Consider the following 24,650-nt stretch of genomic DNA (forward strand, 5'->3'; position numbering starts at 1 on the left):
ATTACAGGTCCCAGTTACCGATATCGGCGTTGAGGTCGCTGCCGCCGGGCTTGCCGTCGGCGCCGAAGGAGTACAGGTCGAACTGGCCCTGGGTACCTGGCGACAGGTACTGGTAGTCGTTACCCCATGGGTCCTTGGGCAGGCGCTTGAGGTAGCCGTCGCGGTTCCAGTTCTTCGGTTGCGGATTGCCGGAAGGCTTTTTCACCAGCGCATCCAGGCCCTGCTGGGTGCTGGGGTAGGTGAAGTTGTCCAGCTTGTACATATCCAGCGCGGCGCCGATGGCCTTGATGTCGCCTTTGGCCACGGTGACCTTGGCCTGATCCGGCCGGCTCATCACCTGCGGCACCACCAGCGCGGCAAGGATGCCGAGGATGACCACCACCACCATGATTTCGATGAGGGTGAAGCCCCCTTGCGTGCGTCGTTGCAACTTCATTGTCATTACCCCACCAGTTGGTTGAGAGAGAGGATCGGCATCAGGATCGCCAGCACGATGACCAGCACCACAGCCCCCATGAACACCAGCATGAACGGTTCGAACAGACCGACCAGCAAAGACACCTGGGCAGCGAGGTCGTTCTCCTGATTGCGTGCGGTTCGCGCCAGCATCTGATCCAGTTCACCGGATTTCTCGCCGCTGGCGATCATGTGCAGCATCATCGGCGGAAATTCGCCGGTGGCGTCGAGTGCGCGGGTCAGGCTGCTGCCCTCGCGCACCTTCTGCGCGGCCTCGACCACCCGTTCGCGAATGCGCAGGTTGGCGATCACCGCGGCAGCGATGGACAACGCCTCCACCAGCGGTACGCCGCTCTTGGTCAGGATCGCCAGGGTCGAGGCGAAGCGCGCGGTGTTGGTCGCCCGGCTCAGCCGACCGATCAGCGGTATCCGCAGGATGAACGCGTGCCAACGCAGGCGCAGCGCCGGATCGCGCAATGCCGCACGCATGGCCAGCACGCCGGCGATGATGCCGAGCACGATCAGCCAGCCCCAGTTCTTCACCACGTCACTGGTGGCAATCAAACCGCGGGTCAGCGCCGGCAGCTCCTGGCCGGTGTTGACGAAGACCTTGACCACGTCCGGCACCACGTAGCCCAGCAGCAGCACGACGATGGCCAGCGAGGCGACCATCAGGATCACCGGATAGAGCAGCGCCAGCTGAATTTTCTGCCGCGACTGCTGACGCTGGTCGGTGTAGTCGGCCAGCTGGTCGAGCACCAGCCCGAGATGCCCGGCGTGCTCGCCGGCCGCCACCGTGGCGCGATACAGCTCGGGAAATGCCGATGGATATTCGCGCAGCGCCGCGGCCAGGCTGTGGCCTTCCATCACCCGCGCGCGCACTGCCAGCAGCATCGATTTGATCTTCGCCGAGGTGGACTGTGCCGCTGCCGCGCGCAGGGCTTCCTCGATCGGCAGCGCGGCCTGCACCAGCGTCGCCAGCTGGCGGGTGACCAAGGCCAGGTCGCGCGCCGACAGGCCGCGACCGAAACTCAGGCCGCCGCGGCTGACGTCTTCCTTGGACTTGGCCTGCTTCACCTCCAGCGGTGCCCACTGCTTCTCGCGCAGCAGCTGGCGCGCCTGACGCGGGCTGTCGGCCTCGATCAGGCCTTTCTGCTCACGGCCGCGGGGGTCGAGGGCAAGGTATTCGAAGGCAGCCATCAGGCGATCTCCAACACGGGCGATTCGCGGTCACGGCCGCTCCCATCTGGCCTGCTTGGGTGCATGGAAGTGGCGTTGGCCGCGAATGGCGCCATGACGCACCACCTGCCGCCCCGCAGATACCTCGCCAGGCGAGCCTGAAACAACCTCATCCCCTCACTCCTCACGCGTCACCCGCAGCACTTCCTCGATGGTGGTCACGCCTTCGCGCACCTTGCGCAGGCCGTCGTCGCGGATGCTCGGCCCCAGCACCCGCGCGTGGCGCAGCATGTCCTGCTCGCTGGCGCGGGTGTGCACCATGGTGCGCAAGGCATCGTCGAACAGCACCAATTCGTAGATGCCGGTACGCCCGCGGTAACCGAGCCCGCGACACTGCTCGCAGCCTTCGGCGTGATACAGCGTGGGTGCGTTGTCCGGGCTCACACCGAGCAGCGCGCACTCGGCGGCATCGGCGACGTAGGCACGTTTGCAGTCATTGCACAGCACCCGCACGAGGCGCTGGGCCAGCACACCGAGCAGCGAGGAGGAAATCAGGAACGGCTCGACACCCATGTCGACCAGGCGCGTGACGGCGCCGATGGCGCTGTTGGTGTGCAGCGTGGAGAGCACCAAGTGGCCGGTCAACGAGGCCTGCACGGCCATGTCGGCGGTTTCCTGATCGCGGATCTCGCCGACCATCACCACGTCGGGGTCCTGGCGCAGGATGGCGCGCAGGCCGCGGGCGAACGTCATGTCGACCTTGGTGTTGACCTGCGTCTGGCCGATGCCTTCGAGGTGGTATTCGATGGGGTCCTCGACGGTGAGGATATTGCGCGTGCGGTCATTGAGCGTGGTCAGCGCGGCATATAGCGTGGTGGTCTTGCCTGAGCCGGTAGGGCCGGTGACCAGAATGATGCCGTGGGGCTTCTTCACCGCCTGTTCCAGGTGGTCGCGGTCCTGCTCGTTCATGCCCAGGTGACGCAGGGTAAGGCGCCCGGCCTGCTTGTCGAGCAGACGCAACACCACCCGCTCGCCATTGGCCGAAGGCAAAGTCGAAACGCGGATGTCGACCTCACGCCCGCCGACCCGCAGCGAGATGCGCCCGTCCTGCGGGATGCGCTTCTCGGCGATATCCAGCTTGGCCATGACCTTGATCCGCGAAACCAGCAGCGCCGCCAGCTCGCGCTTGGGCTGCACCACTTCACGGAGGATGCCATCGACGCGAAAGCGGATCACCAGGCGCTTCTCGAAGGTTTCGATATGGATATCCGAGGCGTTCTCGGCGATCGCCTCGCCGAGAATGGCGTTGATCAGGCGGATGATCGGCGCGTCGTCCTCCTGCTCCAGCAGGTCCTCGGTTTCCTGAATCTGGTCGGCCAGGCTGGCCAGGTCGAGGTCGTTGCCCAGCCCCTCGACCATCAGCATCGCCGCCGAGGAATCGTGCTGATAGGCCGCGCCAAGCGCCTGCTCGAAGTCCGCCTGCGGCAGCCATTGCATCGGCAGGCGCATACCGACCACCCGCTGCGCCTCCTGCACCGCAGTCAGCGCGGCACCTTCGCGCAGGCCCAGACGCAGCTCGCTGCCCCGCTCCAGCAGGATAACGCCGTGGCGGCGGGCAAAGGCGAACGGCAGACGGCGCTGGGCCGGCTGTTCGAGCAGCATGGTGACTTCGTTTACATCGAGTTCGGGCATCGTGCAGCTCCACCAGCGATACGCAGCGACCCGACGTCACTGCGTTCGAAACACTCCAATCGGGTCCAACCAGCCTAGTTGGACTACAAGGATTGGATGACATTTCAACGTGCGCGCGTTTTTCCTGCATATCGACTTAACCCGACACCAAGGTCGGAGGCGCTTGGCACCGCTGACGAATACCCCGTCAATGGCGCGTCATTCATGATGCGGCCGTGTCGTGTGCCTGGCGCGGACGACTTGGACGTACGCAGAGCCAAACAGGACGCAATCTGCAGCGAAGCGCGGAAAACAGGCAGTCATCCTGCGACCGGCGCGTCAAATACAATCGTTTGATTGAAACAGTTGTTTGATTTTTTCAAGGCTTGCAGAATGCCGCGCCGGGCGATCCGTTTTTGCGCATCGCCCGGCTGGCTTCACCTGTTCCATACCCCGTCCGCCAGAGCAGCGGGCGGGTGAAAAGCACGTCGGTGCGCGGCTCGCCGCAGCACCGGTCATGATCACGCAGGAGAACAACAACAATGCACATCGGTGTTCCTCTCGAAACCCACTCCGGGGAAACGCGCGTCGCCGCGACCCCGGAAACCGTCAAGAAACTGATCGGCCAAGGGCACCGGGTGACGCTGCAAAGCGGCGCCGGGTTGCTTTCCAGCGTGCCGGACAGCGCCTATGAAGCGGTCGGCGCAACCATCGGCGATGCCGCCGCGGCGTTCGCCGCTGAGCTGGTGCTGAAGGTCAATGCGCCGGACGATGCCGAACTGGCGCAGATGCAGTCGGGCAGCGTGCTGCTGGGCATGCTCAACCCGTTCGACAATGCCTGCATTGCGCGCATGGCTGCCCGCGGCATCACCGCCTTCGCGCTGGAGGCCGCGCCGCGTACTTCCCGCGCGCAGAGCCTGGACGTGCTGTCGTCGCAGGCCAACATCGCCGGCTACAAGGCGGTGCTGGTCGGCGCCCATCACTACCCGCGCTTCATGCCGATGCTGATGACCGCCGCCGGTACCGTGAAGGCCGCGCGCGTGCTGATCCTCGGTGCCGGTGTCGCCGGGCTGCAGGCCATCGCCACGGCCAAGCGCCTGGGTGCGGTGGTCGAGGCTTCGGACGTGCGTCCGGCGGTGAAGGAGCAGATCGAATCGCTCGGCGCCAAGTTCGTCGACGTGCCGCTGGAGACCGACGAGGAGCGCGAATGCGCCGAAGGCGTCGGTGGCTATGCGCGGCCGATGCCCGCTTCGTGGATGGCGCGTCAGGCGCAGGCGGTGCACGAGCGCGCGCTGCAGTCGGACATCGTCATCACCACCGCGCTGATCCCTGGCCGCAACGCGCCGACGCTGCTGCAGGAAGCCACCGTCGAGCAGATGAAGCCCGGCTCGGTGATCGTCGACCTGGCGGCCGGCCATGGCGGCAACTGCCCGCTCACCGAGATCGATCAGGTGGTGGTGCGCCACGGCGTGACCATCGTCGGCCACGCCAACCTGGCGACGCTGGTGCCGGCGGACGCCTCGGCGCTGTACGCCCGCAACCTGCTGGATTTCCTCAAACTGGTCACCGACAAGGACGGCCAGTTCCAGCTCAACCTCGAAGACGACATCGTCGCCGCGTGCCTGATGTGCCGCGACGGCCAGGTCGTGCGGACCAACGGTTAAGGGAGACGCGAACATGGATCTGATTTCAGACGGCATCTACAACCTGATCATCTTCGTGCTGGCGATCTACGTCGGCTACCACGTGGTCTGGAACGTCACCCCGGCCCTGCACACCCCGCTGATGGCGGTTACCAACGCGATCTCGGCGATCGTCATCGTCGGCGCCATGCTGGCCGCCGCGCTCACCGTCACCCCGCTGGGCAAGGCGATGGGCACCCTCGCCGTGGCGCTGGCCGCGGTCAACGTGTTCGGGGGCTTCCTGGTCACCCGTCGCATGCTGGAAATGTTCAAGAAGAAGGACCGCAGCGCGGCCAAGGCGGAGGGCAAGTAAGCCATGAGCATGAACCTGATCACCCTGCTCTATCTGGTTGCCTCGGTGTGCTTCATCCAGGCACTGAAGGGCCTGTCCCACCCCACCACCTCACGCCGCGGCAACCTGTTCGGCATGATTGGCATGGGCCTGGCCGTACTGACCACGGTCGGCCTGATCTTCAAGCTCGGCAGCGAGCTGGCCACCGCCGGCATCGGCTACGTGATCGTCGGCCTGCTGATCGGCGGCAGCGTCGGCACCGTCATGGCCAAGCGCGTCGAGATGACCAAGATGCCCGAGCTGGTCGCCTTCATGCACAGCATGATCGGCCTGGCCGCGGTATTCATCGCCATCGCGGCGGTGGTCGAGCCGCAGTCGCTGGGCATTGTCGAGCAGATCGGCTACGCCATTCCGGTGGGCAACCGCCTGGAGCTGTTCCTTGGTGCGGCCATCGGTGCCATCACCTTCTCCGGTTCGGTGATCGCCTTCGGCAAGCTGTCCGGCAAGTACAAGTTCCGCCTGTTCCAGGGCGCCCCGGTGGTGTTCAAGGGCCAGCACATGGTCAACCTGGCCGTCGGCCTGGCGATCGTCGGCCTGGGTCTGGTCTACACCTTCACCGGCAACCTGACCGCCTTCGCGATCGTGGTGGCGCTGGCCTTCGTCATCGGCGTGCTGATCATCATCCCCATCGGCGGCGCCGACATGCCGGTGGTGGTGTCGATGCTCAACAGCTACTCGGGCTGGGCGGCGGCCGGTATCGGCTTCTCGCTGAACAACTCGATGCTGATCATCGCCGGCTCGCTGGTGGGCTCGAGCGGCGCGATCCTCTCGTACATCATGTGCAAGGCGATGAACCGCTCGTTCTTCAACGTGATCCTCGGCGGCTTCGGTGCCGACGCCGATGCCGGCGGCCCGGCGGGCGCGCAGTTGGAGCGCAACGTAAAGTCCGGTTCGGCCGACGACGCGGCCTTCCTGCTGACCAACGCCGACACCGTGATCATCGTCCCGGGCTACGGCCTGGCGGTGGCCCGCGCGCAGCACGCACTGATGGAGCTGGCCGAGAAGCTGACGCACATGGGCGTAACCGTGAAGTACGCGATCCACCCGGTGGCCGGACGCATGCCGGGGCACATGAACGTACTGCTGGCCGAGGCCGAAGTGCCTTACGAGCAAGTGTTCGAGATGGATGACATCAACTCCGAGTTCGGCCAGGCCGACGTGGTGCTGGTGCTCGGCGCCAACGACGTGGTCAACCCGGCGGCGAAGACCGATCCGAAGTCGGCGATCGCCGGCATGCCGATCCTTGAGGCCTACAAGGCCAAGACGGTCATCGTCAACAAGCGCTCCATGGCCAGCGGCTATGCCGGCCTCGACAACGAGCTGTTCTACATGGACAAGACCATGATGGTCTTCGGCGACGCGAAGAAAGTCGTCGAGGACATGGTCAAGGCCGTGGAATGATCGCCTCGCGCTGAAACGAAAAACCCCTCCCGGCCCACGCCGCGAGGGGTTTTTCTTTGCCTCGGCAAAGCTCAGACGCTGAAGCCGAACACCTCGCCAAGATGCCGGCGGTAGCGTTCGACGTCCGCCTCGATCTGCGGCCGCTTCATCACATCGACGCAAAGGAAGGTCGGCAGGCCCTGCAGGCCGAGAAACTCGTGGGCCTTGTGAAACGGCAGGTAGACGGCATCCACGCCCTTGCCGGCGAAGAAATCGCTGGGATCGTCGAAGGCCTGCTGTGGCGCGTTCCAGGTCGCGGAAATCATGTAGCGCTTGCCTTGCAACAGACCGCCGCTGCCGTATTTCTGCGAGGCATCGGAGCGGGTGCGGCCGTCGTTGGCGTAGAGGCTGCCGTGGCCGGCGGTGAACACCTCGTCGAGGTACTTCTTCACCGTCCAGGGCGCGCCCATCCACCAGCCAGGCATCTGGTAGATCAGCGCATCGGCCCAGAGAATCTTCTCGACCTCCTGCTGCACGTCATAGCCGGCGTCGATTTCGGTGGTGCGCACCTCGAAGCCGGCCGCCGTCAGGGTTTCGTTGGCAGCCTGATGCAGCGTGGCGTTGTACTGGCCGGCCGAGTGGGCGAAGGCCTTGCCGCCGTTGAGTAGCAGAATCTTCTTCATGGGAATGCCTCAGCAAAAGAATGGCGCGCAGCTTACCCACGGTCGGGCATGACACCCAGGCCAGGGCGAGCAAATCATCTTTGCGCGCCAGTCATGAATCTGCTGTGTATTGACTTCAGATCAGCTCGCTTTTGCCACCGAAGTCGTCTCCGGTCGCGACGCGTACCGCTGCGCCAGCACCGCGCAGACCATCAGTTGAATCTGGTGGAACAGCATCAGCGGCAGGATCAGCGTGCCCAGCGCGCCGCCAGCGAACAGCACCTGCGCCATGGGGATGCCGGTGGCCAGACTCTTCTTCGACCCGGCGAAGAGGATGGTGATGCGATCTTCCAGATCGAAGCCCAGCCAGCGCGCCACCAGCCAGGTGATCAGCAGGGCCAGCGCCAGCAGCAGGCAGCAGGCCAGCACCAGACCGAGCAGCTGCGGCAGCGGCACCTGCTGCCAGATGCCCTCCACCACCGCATGGCTGAACGCGGTATAGACCACCAGCAGGATAGAGCTCTGGTCGACGTTCTTTAGCCAGCCCTTGTTGCGCGCCACCCAGTCGCCGATCCAGCGCCGCGCGATCTGCCCGGCGATAAACGGCAGCAGCAGCTGCACGACGATCTTGCCGATGGCATCCAGCGTCGAGCCACCTTCACCCTGCGCGCCCATCAGCAGCAGCACCAGCAGCGGCGTGAGGAAGATGCCGATCAGGCTGGAGGCTGCCGCGCTACACACCGCCGCCGGGATATTGCCGCGCGCCAGGGAGGTGAAGGCGATGGCCGACTGCACCGTGGCCGGCAGGGCGCAGAGATAGAGGATCCCGAGATACAGCTCCGGCCCGACCATCGGCGTCAGCACCGGACGCAGCGCCAGGCCGAGCAGCGGGAACAGCACGAAGGTACAGCTGAACACCAAAAGATGCAGGCGCCAGTGGCCCATGCCGGCGAGGATCGCGCTACCCGACAGTTTGGCGCCGTGCATGAAGAACAGCAGGCCGATGGCCAGATTGGTGATCCACTCGAACACCACTACGCCCTGCCCGCGTGCCGGCAGCAGCGTGGCGATGGCCACCGCGCCGAGCAGGGCGAGGGTGAAATTGTCCGGTAGCAGGCGGGGTCTGGCCATGGGCGCTCCTGATGCATGTGGCTTGCAGCGAATGGCTCAGGAGTCTACTGTCGGCGCGAACATCCGACTAACGCTATCAGCCAGACAAATGTCGAGAAAAGGACAGGCCGGCCTCACCCAACGCAGCATTCCGGTCATGGATGCGCTGCCGCGACCGCTGTTCGCCCGCAGCGAATCCCTGGCCGAACGGACCACCACACCCCGCCACAACCACCCCTGGGCGCAGCTGTCCTACGCCATCAGCGGCGTGTTGCGCGTGCATACCGAGCGCGGGCGCTTTCTCGCTCCGCCGCAGCGCGCCATCCTGATTCCGCCCGGCCTGCTGCATGAGGTAATCAGCTCGCCGCAGACCGAGATGCGCAGCCTGTACATCGACCAGCGTGTGGTGCCCTGGGCGCCTGCGCATTGCCAGGTGCTGGCCGTGAGCCCGTTGCTGCGCGAGCTGATCCGGGCGTTCGGCACGCTGCCGGTGGACTACGACGAACCGGGCGCCGACGGCCGCCTGGCCGCGGTCATCCTCGACCAGCTGCGCGCCGCCCCGGAGCTTGGCTATTCGCTGCCCTGGCCCGACGATGCACGCCTGCGCGGCATTTGCGAGGCGCTGTACGAACAGCCAGATCTGTCCCTCAGCCTGGCGCAGTGGAGCGAGCGGCTGCACATATCCGAGAAGACCCTGACCCGCCAGTTCCAGCGCGACACCGGCCTCAGCTTTCGCGCCTGGCGCCAGCGTCTGCGCCTGCTCAGCGCCCTGCCGTTGCTGGAACGGGGCCAGCCCGTTACCGACGTCGCGCTGGCGTGCGGCTACGAGTCCACCTCGGCGTTTATCGCCGCGTTCGGCCAGCAGTTCGGCACCACCCCGGGGGCGCTGGCAAGGGCGCCGCGTCCCTAGCGAACAGTTGCTCGTCGCGCGAGCAGTACAGTCGCGATGGTTATCGAACTGCACCGGCACAATTGAAATCCCCTGTGGCTGTAACAGCAGCTGGCTGCGCGCGATCCTGTCTGCCCATAACCCGCACCCGGTTTGCCGGGAAGGAACGCGCTCATGGACCGCTCGCTGACTCGTCCATACCAAGCCACCCTCCATAGCCGCAGCTGGCAGCAGCTGTTGCGCCTGCTGCAGCGCTGGCAACGCAACTACCGTACCCGGCAGCAACTGGCGCAGCTCGATGACCGCCAACTGGCCGATATCGGCATCAGCCACAGCGAGCGTGTCAGCGAACTGGACAAGCCGTTCTGGCGCTGAGGCGGCTCGCACTATCACGTCTGCCGATCCCCGCCTAAGCTGATCGGTACGGCCGTGGCGGCGGGAACGCAACGCCCATGGTACGGTCTAGAGCCTCAATACTGGAGATCTGCCATGTCCCGAATCCTGCTCCCCTTCTTCGCTGCCGGCTTGCTGCTGAGCGGCGCTGCCTCGGCCGCCAGCTTCACCGCCACTACCGACATGGTGGTCGGCGGCCTGATCAATACCGTCGATGCCACCTCGGACCTGACCTCGTCCCTGCGCGACGACAAGCTGGTACTCGACGCCCGTGACGACGCCGCACGCTTCGTCGCCAGCCGTGGTGATCTGCGCGGCGCCCATCTAGAGGCGGCGCTGCAGCACATTCGCAGCCAGCAGCCGCAATTGCAGGCCAGCGACCTGCAGCTGGCCGAGGCGATACTCGCGCTTTGATGAGCCAGGCAGCGGACGCTGCCGAAACCTGCGGATGCAACCGGGCACTGGCTCTGGGACAGGCGTTTCGCTAGCCTTGGCGCCGTTTTACTCGGCAACAGGGTTCCCATGCGTTCGTTTTCCATCGCCATTCTGCTTATCGCTTTCACCACCGGCTCGGCGTACGCCTTCGATGTCACCACCGCAGGTGTCGTGCAGACCAGCTACGTCAGCAGCCAGCTGACCAGTGCTCCCTTCGACAACAAGCTGATCGCCGAGGCCCGCGAAGACGCCGCCGGCTTCGTCGCCAGCGAAGGCCAGCTCGCCGCGGCTCGCCTGCAGGCCGCCATGGCGCGGCTGCGCCAGGAACACCCGGAGCTTGCCGCCAGCGACCTGGAACTGGCCGAAGCGATCCTCGTCCAATAATCGCACCGGCCTGCCGGTGCCCCGACCCATGAGAGATTCATCGATGAACAAGCTATTGCTCGCCGCCCCGCTGGCGCTGGCCGTCGCCGCGGGCGCTGCCCAGGCGCAGACCCTCGTCGCCACCAGCAACATCGTGGTACGTGCCCTGGACCGCAGCATCAACTTCACCTCCGACGTGACCAGCCGCATCAGTGACATGAAGGTCGTCGTCGAAGCGCGTGAAGACGCTGCCAGCTTCGTCGCCAGCGCCGGCGAGATCCGCGGTGCGCACCTGGAAGCCGCGATCGGCACCCTGCGCAGTGAATTCCCCGCGGCGCGCGATGCCAGCGACCTGCAGCTGGCCGAAGCCATCCTCGCGCTGTGATTCGCCTCGGCGCCTGGCTGCTAGCGAGCTGCCTGAGCCTGGCCAGCATCGCGGCTCATGCCGAGCTGCGCCTGGTTCTCGACTCACGCACGCTGGACGCCGAGCAACGCGCCGCCAGCCAGGCACTGCTGGACGAAGCCATGGCCGCCCTGCCCCCGCGCCTGGTGCAGAGCCTCGATCGCGAGGTGCGCGTGCAATGGCGCGACAACCTGCCGGAACAGGCCTATGGCCGCGCCGGCGGCAAACAACTGGAACTCAACCGGCGACTGCTGCCGGCGCTGACCGACGGTAGCGCTGCCAACGAGAACACCAATCGTCCCCACGGCACAGTACGCCGCGAGCTGCTCGCCACCGTCATTCATGAAGTGGCGCATCTTTATGACCGCGCTCGCCTGTGGTCGCCCGAGCAGCACCTGCTGCAGGGCCAGTGCCGTCAGCGCGCCAGCAATCTCGGCCTGACTGGCCTGCCGGACCACTGCCGCGGGCAGACCGGCCGCCGCTTCACCCTGAGCGATGAACCGCGCCTGCTCGATCTCGCCGGCTGGCCGCAGCGCGTCGGCAAGCGCGGCCTGCGCGAGCAGGACAACGCGCAGCTGGCGCGCAGCCCAGATCCGTACGAGCTGACCAGCCCGCTGGAATTCGTCGCAGTGAATCTCGAATACTTTCTGCTCGACCCCAGCTACGCTTGCCGGCGCCCGTCCCTGTACCGCTACTTCAGCGAACACTTCGGTTGGGCGCCGGATACCGCTGCCGATTGCACCGCTGGCTATCCATTTCTGAACGCCGGGCGCGAGTTTGGCCGCACGCCCCTGTTGAGCCTCGACCCCGCGCGTGTCTACGAAGTCGACTACCTGTTCGCCGAAGCCAACGATGCCTGGGTCAGCCGCTGGGGCCACAGCATGCTACGCCTGGTGATCTGCGCGCCCGGCCGCGAGCCCGGTCCCGATTGCCGGCTGGACCTGGATCATCACCTGGTGCTGTCCTTCCGCGCCTTCGTCGACGATGTGCAGCTGTCCAGCTGGGACGGCCTTACCGGCGTCTACCCCTCGCGGTTGTTCATCCTGCCGCTGGGTCAGGTGATCGACGAATACACCAAGGTCGAGCTGCGCGGGCTGGCCTCGGTGCCGCTGAAGCTACAGCACGACGAGATCCGCGCGCTGGTCGAGCGCAGCGCCGAACTGCACTGGAGCTACGACGGCGACTACTACTTCCTGTCCAACAACTGCGCGGTGGAAACCCTGAAACTGCTGCGCAGCGGCACGGCGCGCAGCGATCTGGTGGCACTGGACAGCATCATGCCCAACGGGCTGCTGGAAGTGCTGATCCACCGCGGCCTGGCCGACGCCAGCGTGCTCGACGACGCCCGCGAGGCGCTGCGCCTGGGCTACCGCTTCGACTCCTACCGCGACCGCTACCAGGCCATGTTCGCCGTACTCAAGGACCGCCTGGGCCTGCCGCAGGGCAGCGTCGAACAGTGGCTGGAACTCAGCGCCGCCGAACGCCAGCCGTGGATCGACCGCGCCGACCTGCGCGCCGCCGCCGCCCTGCTGCTGGTCGAACAGGCCGCCCTGCGCCGCCAGCTGCTCCTGGCCCAGGACGAGCTGAAGAACCGCTACCTCGGCGGCCGCGGCCGGGACGCCACGCTAAATAAGGCCGACGGCGCCCTGCAGGAAATCCTCGCCAACAGCGGCTACCTCAGCCGCCCTGCCGAACTACTCGACGGCGCCGGCTACGGCCTGCCACAGACCCGCGAATGGACCCGCCTGGAACGCGAAAGCGAACAACGCCAGCTGCGCCTGAATCAGCTGAGTGAGGAGCTGGACCAGGAAGTCCGCGTGCTGCTGGGGGATGAGCGAAGGAAGGAACTGGAAGCGATCGAAGTGAACCTGGCGCAGATCGGCGAGCATCTGCGCGGGTTGCACAAGGCTGGGGGTGGGTTGGAGTTGCCGTGACAAGTTACGTTTCGGCAGTAATCCGATTAGCCAAACAACTCAATGGCAGTATTCGGACAACTACCTCTTGCGTCGGGTACGAGGGTTGACTCACACGTCCAATCCCCGCTCTCGCTCCAGGTCGATCAGTCGCGTAGTTGGGCCATCAGCTTGCAGACGTTCGGTCACAATCTGCGGCCAGCGATTGCGCGAGCGGCGTTTGGCAATTCTATAGGTGTACTCGTGTAGCCAGCTCGTCGGGTAAGACAGCACTTCCCAAGCCAGCATGAAAGCATCGGTCCACTCTAGGTAGTTCTTTCCGCCGTTGGCGGCTTTCTTCTCGGCTATCTTGGCCAGTGTCAATGAGTGCCAGTCAGTGCCTTTGATATTGCCGGCCTTGAGCATTTCCTTGATATAGGCATCCGAATCGCTGCGTTGGCCGTTTTCATCAAACCAGGGGCCGTTGTCCATATAGGCACGCAGCCATTCCCAGAAGCCTTTTTGCATTTGCAACGTCTTGCCCATGGGCAGCCCGAGACTGACTAGCAGCGCCTTATCCGGTTCCCCCAATCGGCGCACCAGAACCTCCAGCGAAGCGTTACGCATACCGCCGGTATGGGGGCCGACCATCACGTACTCACCGGCCAGCGCTTGAATACCATCCCATGGGCTGTGGTAGAGCTCACCGTTGTGATCGAAATAGACCTCGCGGGTACGGCGGTTGAAGAGGATTGGGAGGGGGAGAGGGCGGCGGGTTTCCCAGAGAAAAGGGACGATGAAGAAAATGCCAGCCAATGCCAGTCCCATCCAAACGCCTTCTATCTTCCCAGTCAGGATCAGAATGGCACTCATGAGAATTGTGGCTACTCCTCCAACACCGCCCATTACTCCAGTAAGCATTCCTCTATCAGTATCGCCTCCTGCCTTTAAGGCCAGATAGTGTTCGGTATGTTCTTCGGTAACGAACATCTCCCAAGGCCTTTCCCCCGTGGACTGGTCGGCGCGCAACAGCACACTGGGCGCTTGTCCGAAGCGGGCGCGGGCTTGCTGGATTAGGTCGCTTACAGCCACGCGAGTTCCTTGATTTCAATAGGTGGCAGGGTAAGGCCTTCAATGGGCGAATAGCTTAGTTCGCCATGAATGGCATCGAGTTCGTCGCCGTTATTTTCATGGTAAACGCGTCGGTAGACTGCAACCCCTGGTTCGGTTCTGACTTGAGTACCGCCGTGATGATCAAAATCTTTGCCCGTCCATTCCACGGCCTTGCGGGTGCCGCCGAAGCCCAGAAAGGTGCCCCAGGTTTCGTGCCCTTTGAAGTGGATCATCTCGTCGGTCAGGGTATCCCTGCCCGGTAGGCGAAGTAGTACATAGGTGATGGTCTGCATGCCGCGATAGGGGTTCAGCTCGTTGAGACGATAAGCCTGGAAGCTGATGGGGAAGACGATTCTATAAAGCTCGGTCATCGATTGCTCGTAACTATCGGCCCAGTCGGCAGGGCGGATGCCAAAGCGGGTGCGCTTGACCCAGGTTTCCAGTGGCGTGTCTTGCGTGTATTGCCGGGCGATGACCCCGCCGACAATCAGCAAGGTCCAGCCCAGTGCGCGGGTGGCCAGGTGCGGGACTACGCTAACACCTCGTCCGATAGCCGCAGCCTCGCCAGCGATCACCGCCGCTCGGGCGGCGCGTATGGCTCGAAAACTCTGCACGTACAGCCGCAGGTTGGCGGCGGAGGCCAGGGTAAGTCCGGAATTAATACTCGCGGTATCGATATCACCGGCTTGATAGGACTCCAATGCCTCAATACTGAAGACCATTACATCAAAGCCTGAGGTGATGGATTGCCATAAAGCGGTTCTCGCGCCGACGCCCAGGGCTTTGGTCAGAGCTGCTTGTGACGAGAGAGAATGGGAACCTGCAATCTTGGTGGTTGCCTCCCAGTCTACTTCGGCAACTTTTTGTGCTACTGCGGATGTAGCAGAGGCAACGCCAAAAGCTCCTCCTGTAAAACTCAGCCAGCTTTTACCTGACTGTTTTTCAGTCAGCTGTGCCCCACCCCAAACAAAATTCATTCCGGCGACTAGAGCCACCAGACACTTTACCGGAGCCTTTTCCATCGCTTCTTTGCTAAGGTCAAGCATTCCCTTGAGATTGACGTCGGCTGCCAAGTGCCCGGTCAACGCGGGCAGGTCTTTGGCCGGTAGCAGTCGGAAGAACGGCAAGGCATCACTGACCGCAACGCTCAGTTGTGTGGGTCTGAGTTTGGCGGGCAGTTGGGGCCGTGCGCCCATCAGGTCGCTCATCCACTCCCCGACTTGGCGCCGACTGACGACCTCGATAGCCAGACGCTGCTGACTACGCGCCAGCGCGGCAGCCAGGTAGAGGCGTCCGGCAGCCTTGGTGCCATCATTGGCTTGTTGCAGGCCCACCCCAGCAATTGGGGCTAGGGCGGTGAACAGCGCTTCCAGTGCTGATCCCTGAATATGGCGGGCCAGTTTTTCGGCCGCTTGGTTAAGCAGTTCCGCCACCTTGCGTGCTTCGGCCAGGGCACTGGCACCATTATCTCTGGCGCCATCAGCCAGCCCGACAATGGTGTTGATCTCGCCAATACCCAGGCGTTTACCCAGACCCAATAGTGACCAGACCAACCAGGGTTTACCTGCCTGTTGCTGAAGCGTTAAAGCATTGGCGATGGCCTGCGCGCCAGGACCCGTTGTCGCTGGGCCAAGGCAGGCAGCGGCGAAGTGCAGCTCTAGCTCCTTTCGTGGGGCCGGTTGGGTAATGTCAAAGTGACCGCAGGCAGTGCCTAGGCTGGCGGGGCCACGCTGTGCCAGGGTATTGAACCAGGCCGACCAGAGTTCACTGAGACGACGCACATCAGCAGTGTATGCATTCTCTTCCTGAGCTTGCTCCTGCCAAGCGGTTTGCAATTTGCGGTAATTGGTCATGCTGCGTAGCTGACCGCCAATTTGCGAGTCGCTTTTGGCCAAAGACTTGAGCACACCGGCCATGGCCCAATCTTCGCCACGGACTTCCCGGGTGACGTTGAACGCTTGTTGGCGCGCGCGGAGCAATTCAGCCAGATCCAGTAGTACGCCCCACTGATCGTCGATCAAGGCATAGGACTGTTGCTCGCAGCGTTGCATATCTTCCAGCAGTTGTGGCCAGGCTGGGCGGTGGGATGTGGATGGTTCGCAGCTCCAGCCATACCAGTTGGCGTCCATGTAGTCGCCGATGCGTTCGTGGACGGTGCGAGCCTGGCCGCTGAAGGGTGCGACGCCAGGAGTGATGGTTCGCATCACGCGTTGGCGCACCTCTGCTTTGTTTTTGGCTGCCGCGAATGACGCATCGGCCCATTGCTGCGGCGACCAGACCAACATCGCGGGTGTTCCGGCAGGGAGAAGCAGGTAGGGCAAGCTGCGTCCGTCAATGACCTTCCCGCCACGGGCTGTCTGGGAAAAGGTAGCCTGGCTGACGCGGTACTCGACTAGTTGCTGCAGGGTGCTTTGCCAAACGTATAGCCAGCCATCACGCAAAAGGCGAGCGGTGTAGTTAAGCGGACGGCCTTGCAGGGGCTCGAAGTAGTCACCGATGGCGGGGAAGTTGCCCTGCAGTGCGGGCAAATCATAGGCGGCGGTATCCACCGCCAGTGTTGGCCCGAGCGCATAGCGCAACGGCAGGACGGCGCTAAGCAGTGGGCAGGCGGCTACCGTCAAGCTGGCGGGTGCTGTGGTTTGAGCGGTCATAGAGCCGCCTCCTGTGCCGTGTCGCCCTGTTTGGCAAGTGCTTCCAGCAGCGGCCAGTCAAGTGTCAGTTGGACCGCAATCCCCTGACTGGTCGGGGCGCCGTCTTTTTCTGGGTGTTCATTGTTCCAGGCACAGAAAGTTGTGCCCTCGTAATGGAGCCAGATACGTGCGATGCGATGCCAGAAACCCTCTGGCCATTGCGCCTTGCTTTGCCACGCCTGGTACAAAGGGCGGGCGTCAGCAAAACGCAACCAGAGCTCGCGGTGTTCTGGGGTAAAGATGCGCAGACGGCGCTGCAGAATGCGGTGTAGTTCTTCCACTGAGGCATCGCTTTCCAGCCAAACGCTGTCCTTAATTCCACTGCCGTGCTTCCAGGCTTCATAGGCTGGGCTACCCATGGGGGCATCCAGCAGGATAGGCCCTGCTTCAGCGATTGCCTCATAGGGAGTGTTGAGCAGTAAAGGCCAGGGCTGATGGCTGGGGAAGGTCTGATAGAGCCAGGCCGTTGCGTTTTCATACCGCGCACCGTCTAGCAGAATGGCGCCATTGCCTGTGATCGTGGGCGCGCTCATACCTTGGTCTCCTGCTGTGCTTTGGCCGCCTCGCATAGCTCGCATACGCCCGCTCGAGTACTGCGAAATAGCAGGTTTTGCTTAAGCAAGGCTTCCAGCGGTACACCCGCCTTATCCGCATCCGCCGGCTTGGCCTTCCCCGGCAATACCGGCGCCGCACCGGCCCCCTTACCCGGACTTCCCCCCGAGTTCATCCTGATCACCGGCCCGACCATGGTGATGCCGCTGGCATCGAGCTTGATGAAGCTGCCGGCCGCCTTGAAGGTCAGTTCGCTGCCGGCTTCGAGGACTACTTTCAAGCCGCTGGACAGATGAATCTCCTGGCCCGCCTCGATGAATTGCCCAGTGCCGATCTTCAGGTGCTGGGTATTGCCCACGGTGAGGTGGTCGTTGGCGCGGATTTCGGTCTTGCGATCGGCGTGGGTGGTGCGGTGTTCTTCGGCCTTGAATTCGCTGTAGCTGTTGGCTTCCACGGTGTCGTGGCGTTCGTGGCCGACGCGGATCTTCTGGTCGTGCTCGATGTTTTCGTCCCAGTCGCGTTGGGCGTGGATATAAATCTGTTCCTGGCCCTTACGGTCTTCGATGCGCAGCTCGTTGTAGCCGCCACCACCCGGTGAGCTCAAGGTCTTGAACACCGTGCGGGTCCTGTTCGCCGGCAGGTCGTAAGGAACCTGGTGTTCCTTGTGATACAGGCAGCCGGTCACCAGCGGTTGGTCGGGGTCGCCTTCGAGGAAGGTCACCAGCACTTCCATGCCAACGCGCGGGATCGCGATGCCGCCGTAGCGGTCGCCGGCCCAGCTGGACGACACGCGCAGCCAGCAGCTGGTCTTGTCGTCGGCCTGGCCTTCACGATCCCAGTGAAATTGGACGCGCACGCCGCCGTATTCATCGCAGTGGATTTCTTCGCCCGCCGGGCCGGTGACCAAAGCGGTCTGGCTGCCGAGCACCTTCGGCTTCGGATGCTTCAGCGCCGGTCGGAAGGGGATGTCCCAGGGGGTGGCGGTGAAGTGGTTGCGGTAGCCTTGCTGGAAGTCGGAGCTGGCAAGAGCCCCCTCTCCCCATAGGGGAGAGGGGGCCAGTCCGTGGTGAGCTGGGACATTGGTAATTGACTCCTCCAACACCTGTGGCTGCTTACCTTCATGCAGCACTTCGGTCAGCAGCCAGAGCTGGTTCCAGTCGCTGCGGGGGTGTTCGCCGAGCGGGAGGAAGTGCCCGCTCGCCAGTCGCGGCTGGTCGCTTTCGCCTTCGGCCAGTTCGTAGTCGTGGCGGTAGCGCTCCAGGGCGCGTTGCGACAGGTGCTTGCCGCGGGCGCGCTCGGTGAAGCGGCCGGGGTAATCGTAGTCTTCAAGGTCGGGCTGGAAGTCACTGTGGAAGGCGGCCTCCATGCTCAGACGTGGCTTCTCGAAATCGTAGTCGCGGCGCGTGACGCGGCTGGTGCGGGTTTCCAGGCGCAGGCCGAAACGCTTGATCACCGGCTGGTCGGCGACCAGACCGCTGTCCTGCTGATAGGCGGTGGCGGCGAGCCTGGGGAAGACCGTCTGGTCATCGCCGAAGACCAGCACATGGCCGGCCGTGCTGTGCTCGAAGTGGTAATGGATACCTTCTTCCTCGCACAGGCGCTGGATGAAGTGCAGGTCGGATTCGTCGTACTGCACGCAATATTCGCGCGGCGGGTAAATCACCGGGCCGAGCTGGAAGCGGTAGGCATCGGCCTGGATGCCGTGTTCCTCGAGCACCTGGGCGATGATCTGCGGCACCGTCAGGTGCTGGAAGATGCGCTGGTTGGTGCGATGGGCGAGATAGGCCAGCTGCGGCACGAGCGTGAGCCGATAGCGGGTCAGGCGCTTGCCGGACTCACCCTGCGCGGCCTGATGAACCAGCCCATGAATACCGCTGCTGTCCGGCGCGAACGCGAGGAAGGCCGGGCGATGCAGCAGGTTCTCCAGATCGAGGTCGGGATGCTCGCTGACCAGTTCCAGGTCGAAACGATAGGGCTGGCTGATTGCCTCGCGGCCCCGGAATTCGAGCACCTTGAAGTCGTGCTCGATGCCTTCGAGGGAAAGCGTGAAGTGGGCCTGGTTGGCTGGGGCGAACATCCATGTTCCTCCTGTTCAGTCCATGTATCAGCGCATGGGCGCTTGCGGAGCTCCGTGTAACACAGGCCGGCCGCTCTAGAACGCATGGCTCGCGCATTCCCGAGTGACGATGGCGGAATATGTTCAGTGCTTCGCAAAAAAGCGTTCGGCCAGGCAAGCCTGGCCGAAGCGGGACCGCGGCGAATCAGCCGGCGATCGGGGTGCGCCAGTCGTCGGAGCCGGAGGTGCCGGAAACCTCGTGGGTCCAGACGATCTTGCGGTAGGTGAAGTACACGTCTTCCAGATGAGTGAAATGGGACATGTTCGGGTCCTGGCAGTTGGGCATGCGCGACTGCACGTCGACGATCACCGCATCTTCCAGTTCGATGGTGAAGTAGTGTTCCTGAGTACCGGTGGACGAGGTGCGATACCACTCCAGACGGCACTTGTTCAGGCGCTCGCCGGAAGTCAGGGCGTTGAAGATCAGCGGCGACGACTTGTCGAACACCTTGGTGATCATCAGCGGCTTGTGTACGCGCTGGCCAGTCGGCTGGCCGGACTGCGGGTCGCGCGGAATGATGACCTGATGCTGGAAGGCCTGCACCAGGATCTGGTCCTCATGGCCTTCCTGGAAGATGTTGCCAACCGAGTCCTCGGTGAAAGTGCCGGCGGTGATCAGGCCTTGTTTGGTGCCTTCGAGGGACAGATACGCGGGTGTTGGCATGAGTGCTCTCCTTGTCTGATATGAGTGCCGAATGGCCATTTCATAACAACAAGCAGCATGCCAAATTGGAAAAAATCTTATTTTTCAAATAGATACTGAATTGACAATATGCAGCCCGACTGGCAGAAGTGATCGCCAACACAGAAAGCTGCGCAAGTTCCTGCGCAGCCGCGGCAACAAGTTGCGCAACACTGCCGCAACGCGCGGCTGATCGCACTGCGAACAGCTTACCCACAAGGTTATCCACAGAACGCCTGCGCAAGAAACTGCGCAGGTCATTGTGGCTGCCGCGGCGTCCATGCCACTTTTCTGCAGGCAAAAAAAACCTCGAACTTCATTGGGGGAGGGGGAAGTTCGAGGTCCAAATCCGGACCGCTAGGGCGGGGTCCAGAGATCTGCCAACACTTAACACAACAAGGAGCATCGAAGGGCTTTTACACCCTTCGCATGCTCTGACCGAATCGTTGCAGAGAAAGTTCAACGCGGACGAAAAATTTCGTCGACTAGCGACATTTTCCGGCAGCTCGGTCAGTGCGCCTCGTCCCAGTTATTGCCAACGCCTGCTTCGACCAGCAGCGGCACGTCCAGCTGGGCGGCACCGCTCATCAGCGGGCAGATGGCTTCGCGGACCTGCTCGACCAGGTCTTCGCGCACTTCCAGCACCAATTCATCGTGGACCTGCAGGATCACCCGTGCATCCAGCCCGCTGTCCTGCAGCCAGCCGTCCACGGCGATCATGGCGCGCTTGATGATGTCCGCTGCGGTGCCCTGCATCGGCGCGTTGATCGCGGTGCGCTCGGCGCCCTTGCGCATGGCGCCGTTCTTCGAATTGATCTCCGGCAGGTACAGCCGACGGCCGAACAGCGTTTCGACATAGCCCTGCTCGGCGGCCTGGGTGCGGGTGCGCTCCATATAGGCGAGCACGCCGGGATAGCGGGCGAAATAGCGGTCGATGTACTCCTGCGCTTCCTTGCGGCCGACGTCGATCTGCTTGGCCAGGCCGAAGGCGCTCATGCCGTAGATCAGGCCGAAGTTGATCGCCTTCGCGCTGCGACGCTGGTCGTTGCTGACCTGCTCCAGCGGTACACCGAACACCTCGGCGGCGGTGGCGCGGTGCACGTCGAGGTCGTTCTGGAAGGCGTGCAACAGCCCGGCGTCCTGCGCCAGGTGGGCCATGATGCGCAGCTCGATCTGCGAGTAGTCCGCCGCCAGCAGCTTGTAGCCCGGCGCTGCGACGAAAGCCTGGCGAATGCGCCGCCCCTCGGCGGTGCGGATCGGGATGTTCTGCAGGTTCGGGTCGCTGGAGGACAGCCGGCCGGTGGCGGTGACTGCCTGATGGTAGCTGGTGTGGATGCGCCCGGTGCGCGGGTTGATCTGCTGCGGCAGCTTGTCGGTGTAGGTGCCCTTGAGCTTGCTCAGGCTGCGGTGCTGCATGATCACCTTGGGCAGCGGGTAATCCTGCTCGGCCAGTTCGGCCAGCACGCTTTCGGCGGTGGACGGCTGGCCGCCGGCGGTCTTGGAAATCACTGGGCAACCGAGCTTGTCGTAGAGGATCGCGCAGAGCTGCTTGGGCGAGCCGAGGTTGAACTCCTCGCCGGCAATCTCGAAGGCCTCGCGTTCCAGTTGCACCAGCTTGTCGCCCAGCTCGACGCTCTGCTGGCCGAGCAGCTGCGCATCGACCAGCGCGCCATTACGCTCGATGCGCGCCAGCACGGGCACCAGCGGCATCTCGATCTCGGTCAGCACCTTGAGCAGCGATGGCGTCTGTTCCAGCTTGCCGAGCAACGTCTGGTGCAGGCGCAGGGTGACATCGGCGTCCTCGGCGGCGTAGGGGCCGGCCTGCTCGATGGCGATCTGGTCGAAGGTCAGCTGCTTGGCGCCCTTGCCGGCGATGTCCTCGAAGCGAATGGTGCCGCGACCGAGGTACTTGAGCGCCAGGCTGTCCATGTCGTGGCGGGTGGCGGTGGCGTCGAGCACGTAGGATTCGAGCATGGTGTCGAAAGCCATGCCGCGCATCTCGATGCCATAGTGCATCAGCACGTTCATGTCGTACTTGCCGTGCTGGCAGATCTTGGTCTTCGCCGGATCTTCCAGCAGCGGCTTGAGCGCGGCGAGCACGGCATCCAGTTCGAGCTGCTGCGGCACACCCATATAGGAATGGCGCAGCGGCACATAGGCCGCCTGGCCCGGCTCGACGGCGAACGACACGCCGACCAGCTCGGCGCGCTGAGCATCGATGCTGGTGGTTTCGGTATCGAAGGCGAAGCACTCGGCTGTCTTCAGGCGATCCAACCAACGCTCGAAATCGGCCTGCTCAAGGAGTGTTTCGTACTGTGCCTCGGCCTGGATCGAGCAACCTTCTGGCTGCACCTCGCAGTTCTCGCCCGCGGCCTTGGCCTCGCGCAGCAGGTCGTCCAGCCAGTTCTTGAATTCCAGCTCGCGGTACAGCGCGATCAGCGCCTCGCGGTGCGGTTCGCCGGGCATCAGGTCGCCGACTTCGACATCCAGCGCCACGTCGATCTTGATCGTCGCCAGCTCGTAGGACATGAAGGCGGCATCGCGGTGTTCAGCGAGCTTGGCGCCCAGTGACTTGGCGCCGCGGATCGGCAGGCCGGCGACCTGGTCGAGGTTGTCGTAAAGCCCCTTGAGCCCGCCGGGAATACCGTTGAGCAGGCCACATGCCGTCTTCTCGCCCACGCCTGGCACGCCAGGAATGTTGTCGACCTTGTCGCCCATCAGCGCGAGGAAATCGATGATCAGCTCCGGGCCAACGCCGAACTTGGTCTTCACGCCTTCGATGTCATAGACGCTGCCGGTCATGGTGTTGACCAGGGTGACGTGCGGGCAGACCAGCTGGGCCATGTCCTTGTCGCCGGTGGAGATCACCACATCGCGGCCCAGCGCCGCGCACTGCCGGGCCAGGGTGCCGATGACGTCGTCGGCCTCGACCCCTTCCACGCACAGCAGCGGCATGCCGAGGGCGCGAACGCTGGCGTGCAGCGGCTCGACCTGCGAGCGCAGATCATCCGGCATCGGCGGGCGGTGCGACTTGTAGTTCTCGAACAGCGCGTCGCGAAAGGTCGGCCCTTTGGCGTCGAAAACCACGGCGAACGGGCTGTCCGGATACTGCCGGCGCAGGCTGAGCAACATGTTCAGCACACCCTTGACCGCGCCGGTCGGCTTGCCGGTGGAGGTGGTCAATGGAGGCAGGGCATGAAAGGCGCGATAGAGGTAGGACGAACCGTCCACTAGGATGAGGGGAGCTTGGCTCATGAGCGGAATCAACCTTTTCGGCGGGCCCGGAGCTAGAATGCCAAGGACCACTTATCGACAAAGGGACAAGGTTACCATGCGCGCTCTCAAACACCTGATGCTGGCCAGCCTACTGGCGTGCGCTCCCCTGGCCGGTTTCGCCCAGGAATCGGTCGACGGCGAGCCCGACGTAACCATCCGTCAGGAAGGCGACCGCACTGTCGAGGAATACCGCGTCAACGGCTTCCTCTACGCCGTGAAAGTCACGCCCAAGCACGGCAAGCCGTATTTCCTGGTGCGCGCAGACGGCAACGACGGCAACTTTGTCCGCGCCGATCAGCCGGACATGCTGATCCCCTCCTGGAAGATCTTCAGCTGGTAATCCATCAGTCACCAGGAGCACAGCATGTCGGTATTCACGCCCCTGCAACGCGATGAACTGGAAGCCTTCCTGGCGCCGTACCGGCTCGGCCGGCTGCGCGACTTCCAGGGCATCGCCGCAGGCAGCGAGAACAGCAATTTCTTCGTCAGCCTCGAACAGGGCGAATATGTGCTGACCCTGATCGAGCGCGGCCCGCGCCAGGATTTGCCGTTCTTCATCGAGCTGCTCGACGTGCTGCACCGCGCCGGCCTGCCGGTGCCCTACGCGCTGCGCAGCGAGGATGGCGACGCACTGCGCGAACTGGCGGAGAAGCCCGCGTTGCTGCAACCGCGCCTGCCGGGCAAGCATGTGGTGGAGCCCAATCCACACCAATGCGCCGAAGTCGGCCGGCTGCTGGCGCGGCTGCACCTGGCCACCCGCGAACACATCCTCGAGCGCGCCAGCGACCGCGGCCTGGACTGGATGCAGGAACAGGGGCCGAGCCTGGCACTGAGCCTGTCCGAGGACCAGCTGCCACTGTTGCGCGATGGCCTGGCGGAAATCGCCGAGCTACGGCCGAAACTCCTCGCCCTGCCGCGCGCCAACCTGCATGCCGATCTGTTCCGCGACAACGTGCTGTTCGAAGGCAGCCACCTGACTGGCGTGATCGACTTCTACAACGCCTGCTCCGGGCCGATGCTCTACGACCTGGCCATTGCGGTGAATGACTGGTGCTCGCACCCCAACGGCGAGATCGACGGCGAGCGCAGCGAACCCTTGCTGGCGGCCTACTCCGCGCTGCGCCGCTTCACCCCGGCCGAAGCCGAACTCTGGCAGCCGATGCTGCGTGTGGCCTGCGTGCGCTTCTGGCTATCCAGGCTGATCGCGGCGCAGCGTCACGAAGGCAAGACGGACGTGCAGGTGAAAGATCCCGGCGAATTTCATCGCCTGCTCTCCGCACGCCAGCACCCACAGAGTGTCTTACCTTTTGCATTCTGACAGCCGCGGCCCTGCGGCCAGAGCGAACGCTGCCGG

At 63.8% G+C, this 24,650-nt stretch carries 22 protein-coding genes; 11 read left to right on the forward strand and 11 right to left on the reverse strand.

Going from position 1 to position 24,650, the window contains the following annotated elements; translation table 11 throughout:
* Nucleotide 1 precedes the first annotated feature (1 nt).
* The 3 genes from gspG to gspE form a co-directional block, all read right to left on the reverse strand.
* Nucleotides 2–442 carry a type II secretion system major pseudopilin GspG gene (gspG, locus tag BHD08_RS17590; RefSeq protein WP_015278829.1) on the reverse strand — a complete coding sequence of 147 codons (441 nt, stop codon included), beginning with the start codon at nucleotides 440–442 and terminating at the stop codon, nucleotides 2–4.
* Complete coding sequence (gene xcpS / locus BHD08_RS17595) at nucleotides 442–1,656, reverse strand: GspF family T2SS innner membrane protein variant XcpS (protein ID WP_125023856.1); 1,215 nt, start codon at nucleotides 1,654–1,656, stop codon at nucleotides 442–444. The genes gspG and xcpS overlap by 1 nt, the downstream gene beginning before the upstream one ends.
* A gap of 156 nt (nucleotides 1,657–1,812) precedes the next feature.
* Nucleotides 1,813–3,327: a type II secretion system ATPase GspE gene (gene gspE, locus BHD08_RS17600; RefSeq protein WP_125023858.1), complete on the reverse strand. Its 1,515-nt coding sequence runs from the start codon at nucleotides 3,325–3,327 to the stop codon at nucleotides 1,813–1,815.
* A gap of 521 nt (nucleotides 3,328–3,848) precedes the next feature.
* On the opposite strand from gspE, the gene BHD08_RS17605 reads away from it, so the two are divergent.
* Genes BHD08_RS17605 through BHD08_RS17615 form a run of 3 tightly spaced genes read left to right on the forward strand, consistent with a single transcriptional unit; the run spans nucleotide 3,849 to nucleotide 6,741 of the window.
* A complete protein-coding gene (locus BHD08_RS17605; protein ID WP_125023860.1) occupies nucleotides 3,849–4,970 on the forward strand; it encodes a Re/Si-specific NAD(P)(+) transhydrogenase subunit alpha in 1,122 nt (373 codons plus the stop codon).
* Nucleotides 4,971–4,983: 13 nt separating this feature from the next.
* A complete protein-coding gene (locus BHD08_RS17610; protein WP_003284152.1) occupies nucleotides 4,984–5,301 on the forward strand; it encodes an NAD(P) transhydrogenase subunit alpha in 318 nt (105 codons plus the stop codon).
* A 3-nt stretch (nucleotides 5,302–5,304) separates the two neighbouring features.
* Nucleotides 5,305–6,741, forward strand: coding sequence for an NAD(P)(+) transhydrogenase (Re/Si-specific) subunit beta (locus BHD08_RS17615; RefSeq protein WP_015278833.1), 1,437 nt, complete (start codon nucleotides 5,305–5,307; stop codon nucleotides 6,739–6,741).
* Nucleotides 6,742–6,812: 71 nt separating this feature from the next.
* Here the strand turns inward: BHD08_RS17615 and BHD08_RS17620 are convergent, their stop codons facing one another.
* On the reverse strand, nucleotides 6,813–7,403 hold the full coding sequence (locus BHD08_RS17620) for an NAD(P)H-dependent oxidoreductase (protein WP_125023862.1): 591 nt from the start codon (nucleotides 7,401–7,403) through the stop codon (nucleotides 6,813–6,815).
* Nucleotides 7,404–7,523: 120 nt separating this feature from the next.
* Nucleotides 7,524–8,513, reverse strand: coding sequence for a bile acid:sodium symporter family protein (locus tag BHD08_RS17625; protein ID WP_015278835.1), 990 nt, complete (start codon nucleotides 8,511–8,513; stop codon nucleotides 7,524–7,526).
* Between the two features lie 88 nt (nucleotides 8,514–8,601).
* Here BHD08_RS17625 and BHD08_RS17630 point away from each other — a divergent pair, with 88 nt between their 5' ends.
* From BHD08_RS17630 to BHD08_RS17655, 6 genes are all read left to right on the forward strand, one after another.
* Nucleotides 8,602–9,402: a helix-turn-helix domain-containing protein gene (locus BHD08_RS17630; RefSeq protein WP_177412696.1), complete on the forward strand. Its 801-nt coding sequence runs from the start codon at nucleotides 8,602–8,604 to the stop codon at nucleotides 9,400–9,402.
* Between the two features lie 153 nt (nucleotides 9,403–9,555).
* On the forward strand, nucleotides 9,556–9,756 hold the full coding sequence (locus BHD08_RS17635; protein ID WP_015278837.1) for a DUF1127 domain-containing protein: 201 nt from the start codon (nucleotides 9,556–9,558) through the stop codon (nucleotides 9,754–9,756).
* Between the two features lie 114 nt (nucleotides 9,757–9,870).
* The gene (locus tag BHD08_RS17640; RefSeq protein ID WP_038664869.1) at nucleotides 9,871–10,188 is read left to right on the forward strand and encodes a DUF2388 domain-containing protein; all 318 of its coding nucleotides are present in this window, start codon (nucleotides 9,871–9,873) and stop codon (nucleotides 10,186–10,188) included.
* Nucleotides 10,189–10,296: 108 nt separating this feature from the next.
* The gene (locus BHD08_RS17645; protein WP_125023864.1) at nucleotides 10,297–10,593 is read left to right on the forward strand and encodes a DUF2388 domain-containing protein; all 297 of its coding nucleotides are present in this window, start codon (nucleotides 10,297–10,299) and stop codon (nucleotides 10,591–10,593) included.
* A 43-nt stretch (nucleotides 10,594–10,636) separates the two neighbouring features.
* Nucleotides 10,637–10,957 carry a DUF2388 domain-containing protein gene (locus BHD08_RS17650; RefSeq protein WP_125023866.1) on the forward strand — a complete coding sequence of 107 codons (321 nt, stop codon included), beginning with the start codon at nucleotides 10,637–10,639 and terminating at the stop codon, nucleotides 10,955–10,957.
* Nucleotides 10,954–12,909: a DUF4105 domain-containing protein gene (locus BHD08_RS17655; RefSeq protein ID WP_125023868.1), complete on the forward strand. Its 1,956-nt coding sequence runs from the start codon at nucleotides 10,954–10,956 to the stop codon at nucleotides 12,907–12,909. The genes BHD08_RS17650 and BHD08_RS17655 overlap by 4 nt, the downstream gene beginning before the upstream one ends.
* A 90-nt stretch (nucleotides 12,910–12,999) precedes the next feature.
* Here the strand turns inward: BHD08_RS17655 and BHD08_RS17660 are convergent, their stop codons facing one another.
* The 6 genes from BHD08_RS17660 to polA form a co-directional block, all read right to left on the reverse strand.
* A complete protein-coding gene (locus BHD08_RS17660; RefSeq protein WP_125023870.1) occupies nucleotides 13,000–13,959 on the reverse strand; it encodes a hypothetical protein in 960 nt (319 codons plus the stop codon).
* Nucleotides 13,950–16,631, reverse strand: coding sequence for a toxin VasX (locus BHD08_RS17665; RefSeq protein WP_125023871.1), 2,682 nt, complete (start codon nucleotides 16,629–16,631; stop codon nucleotides 13,950–13,952). Before BHD08_RS17665 ends, BHD08_RS17660 begins: the two co-directional genes overlap by 10 nt.
* Nucleotides 16,628–17,203, reverse strand: a complete 576-nt coding sequence (locus BHD08_RS17670) for a DUF4123 domain-containing protein (RefSeq protein ID WP_125023873.1) — start codon at nucleotides 17,201–17,203, stop codon at nucleotides 16,628–16,630. Before BHD08_RS17670 ends, BHD08_RS17665 begins: the two co-directional genes overlap by 4 nt.
* Complete coding sequence (gene tssI / locus BHD08_RS17675; protein WP_125023875.1) at nucleotides 17,200–19,299, reverse strand: type VI secretion system tip protein TssI/VgrG; 2,100 nt, start codon at nucleotides 19,297–19,299, stop codon at nucleotides 17,200–17,202. Before tssI ends, BHD08_RS17670 begins: the two co-directional genes overlap by 4 nt.
* Before the next feature lie 184 nt (nucleotides 19,300–19,483).
* Nucleotides 19,484–20,002, reverse strand: a complete 519-nt coding sequence (locus BHD08_RS17680; protein WP_003286458.1) for an Hcp family type VI secretion system effector — start codon at nucleotides 20,000–20,002, stop codon at nucleotides 19,484–19,486.
* Nucleotides 20,003–20,530: 528 nt separating this feature from the next.
* Complete coding sequence (gene polA, locus BHD08_RS17685) at nucleotides 20,531–23,275, reverse strand: DNA polymerase I (protein WP_125023877.1); 2,745 nt, start codon at nucleotides 23,273–23,275, stop codon at nucleotides 20,531–20,533.
* 76 nt (nucleotides 23,276–23,351) lie between these two features.
* On the opposite strand from polA, the gene BHD08_RS17690 reads away from it, so the two are divergent.
* Both BHD08_RS17690 and BHD08_RS17695 read left to right on the forward strand, forming a co-directional pair.
* On the forward strand, nucleotides 23,352–23,636 hold the full coding sequence (locus BHD08_RS17690) for a DUF2782 domain-containing protein (protein WP_015278846.1): 285 nt from the start codon (nucleotides 23,352–23,354) through the stop codon (nucleotides 23,634–23,636).
* A gap of 24 nt (nucleotides 23,637–23,660) precedes the next feature.
* A complete protein-coding gene (locus BHD08_RS17695; protein WP_125023879.1) occupies nucleotides 23,661–24,614 on the forward strand; it encodes a homoserine kinase in 954 nt (317 codons plus the stop codon).
* Nucleotides 24,615–24,650 lie beyond the last annotated feature (36 nt).

The sequence above is a fragment of the Pseudomonas sp. SCT genome, from assembly GCF_003864275.1.
In the GTDB taxonomy this organism is placed as follows: Bacteria; Pseudomonadota; Gammaproteobacteria; order Pseudomonadales; family Pseudomonadaceae; genus Stutzerimonas; species Stutzerimonas stutzeri_AE.

Excerpts from the sequence above, each read along its gene's own strand:
- gspG (WP_015278829.1), bottom strand. The coding sequence starts at position 442 with ATGACAATGAAGTTGCAACGACGCACGCAAGGGGGCTTCACCCTCATC.
- xcpS (WP_125023856.1), bottom strand. The coding sequence starts at position 1,656 with ATGGCTGCCTTCGAATACCTTGCCCTCGACCCCCGCGGCCGTGAGCAG.
- gspE (WP_125023858.1), bottom strand. The coding sequence starts at position 3,327 with ATGCCCGAACTCGATGTAAACGAAGTCACCATGCTGCTCGAACAGCCG.
- BHD08_RS17605 (WP_125023860.1), top strand. The coding sequence starts at position 3,849 with ATGCACATCGGTGTTCCTCTCGAAACCCACTCCGGGGAAACGCGCGTC.
- BHD08_RS17610 (WP_003284152.1), top strand. The coding sequence starts at position 4,984 with ATGGATCTGATTTCAGACGGCATCTACAACCTGATCATCTTCGTGCTG.
- BHD08_RS17615 (WP_015278833.1), top strand. The coding sequence starts at position 5,305 with ATGAGCATGAACCTGATCACCCTGCTCTATCTGGTTGCCTCGGTGTGC.
- BHD08_RS17620 (WP_125023862.1), bottom strand. The coding sequence starts at position 7,403 with ATGAAGAAGATTCTGCTACTCAACGGCGGCAAGGCCTTCGCCCACTCG.
- BHD08_RS17625 (WP_015278835.1), bottom strand. The coding sequence starts at position 8,513 with ATGGCCAGACCCCGCCTGCTACCGGACAATTTCACCCTCGCCCTGCTC.
- BHD08_RS17630 (WP_177412696.1), top strand. The coding sequence starts at position 8,602 with ATGTCGAGAAAAGGACAGGCCGGCCTCACCCAACGCAGCATTCCGGTC.
- BHD08_RS17635 (WP_015278837.1), top strand. The coding sequence starts at position 9,556 with ATGGACCGCTCGCTGACTCGTCCATACCAAGCCACCCTCCATAGCCGC.
- BHD08_RS17640 (WP_038664869.1), top strand. The coding sequence starts at position 9,871 with ATGTCCCGAATCCTGCTCCCCTTCTTCGCTGCCGGCTTGCTGCTGAGC.
- BHD08_RS17645 (WP_125023864.1), top strand. The coding sequence starts at position 10,297 with ATGCGTTCGTTTTCCATCGCCATTCTGCTTATCGCTTTCACCACCGGC.
- BHD08_RS17650 (WP_125023866.1), top strand. The coding sequence starts at position 10,637 with ATGAACAAGCTATTGCTCGCCGCCCCGCTGGCGCTGGCCGTCGCCGCG.
- BHD08_RS17665 (WP_125023871.1), bottom strand. The coding sequence starts at position 16,631 with ATGACCGCTCAAACCACAGCACCCGCCAGCTTGACGGTAGCCGCCTGC.
- BHD08_RS17670 (WP_125023873.1), bottom strand. The coding sequence starts at position 17,203 with ATGAGCGCGCCCACGATCACAGGCAATGGCGCCATTCTGCTAGACGGT.
- tssI (WP_125023875.1), bottom strand. The coding sequence starts at position 19,299 with ATGTTCGCCCCAGCCAACCAGGCCCACTTCACGCTTTCCCTCGAAGGC.
- BHD08_RS17680 (WP_003286458.1), bottom strand. The coding sequence starts at position 20,002 with ATGCCAACACCCGCGTATCTGTCCCTCGAAGGCACCAAACAAGGCCTG.
- polA (WP_125023877.1), bottom strand. The coding sequence starts at position 23,275 with ATGAGCCAAGCTCCCCTCATCCTAGTGGACGGTTCGTCCTACCTCTAT.
- BHD08_RS17690 (WP_015278846.1), top strand. The coding sequence starts at position 23,352 with ATGCGCGCTCTCAAACACCTGATGCTGGCCAGCCTACTGGCGTGCGCT.
- BHD08_RS17695 (WP_125023879.1), top strand. The coding sequence starts at position 23,661 with ATGTCGGTATTCACGCCCCTGCAACGCGATGAACTGGAAGCCTTCCTG.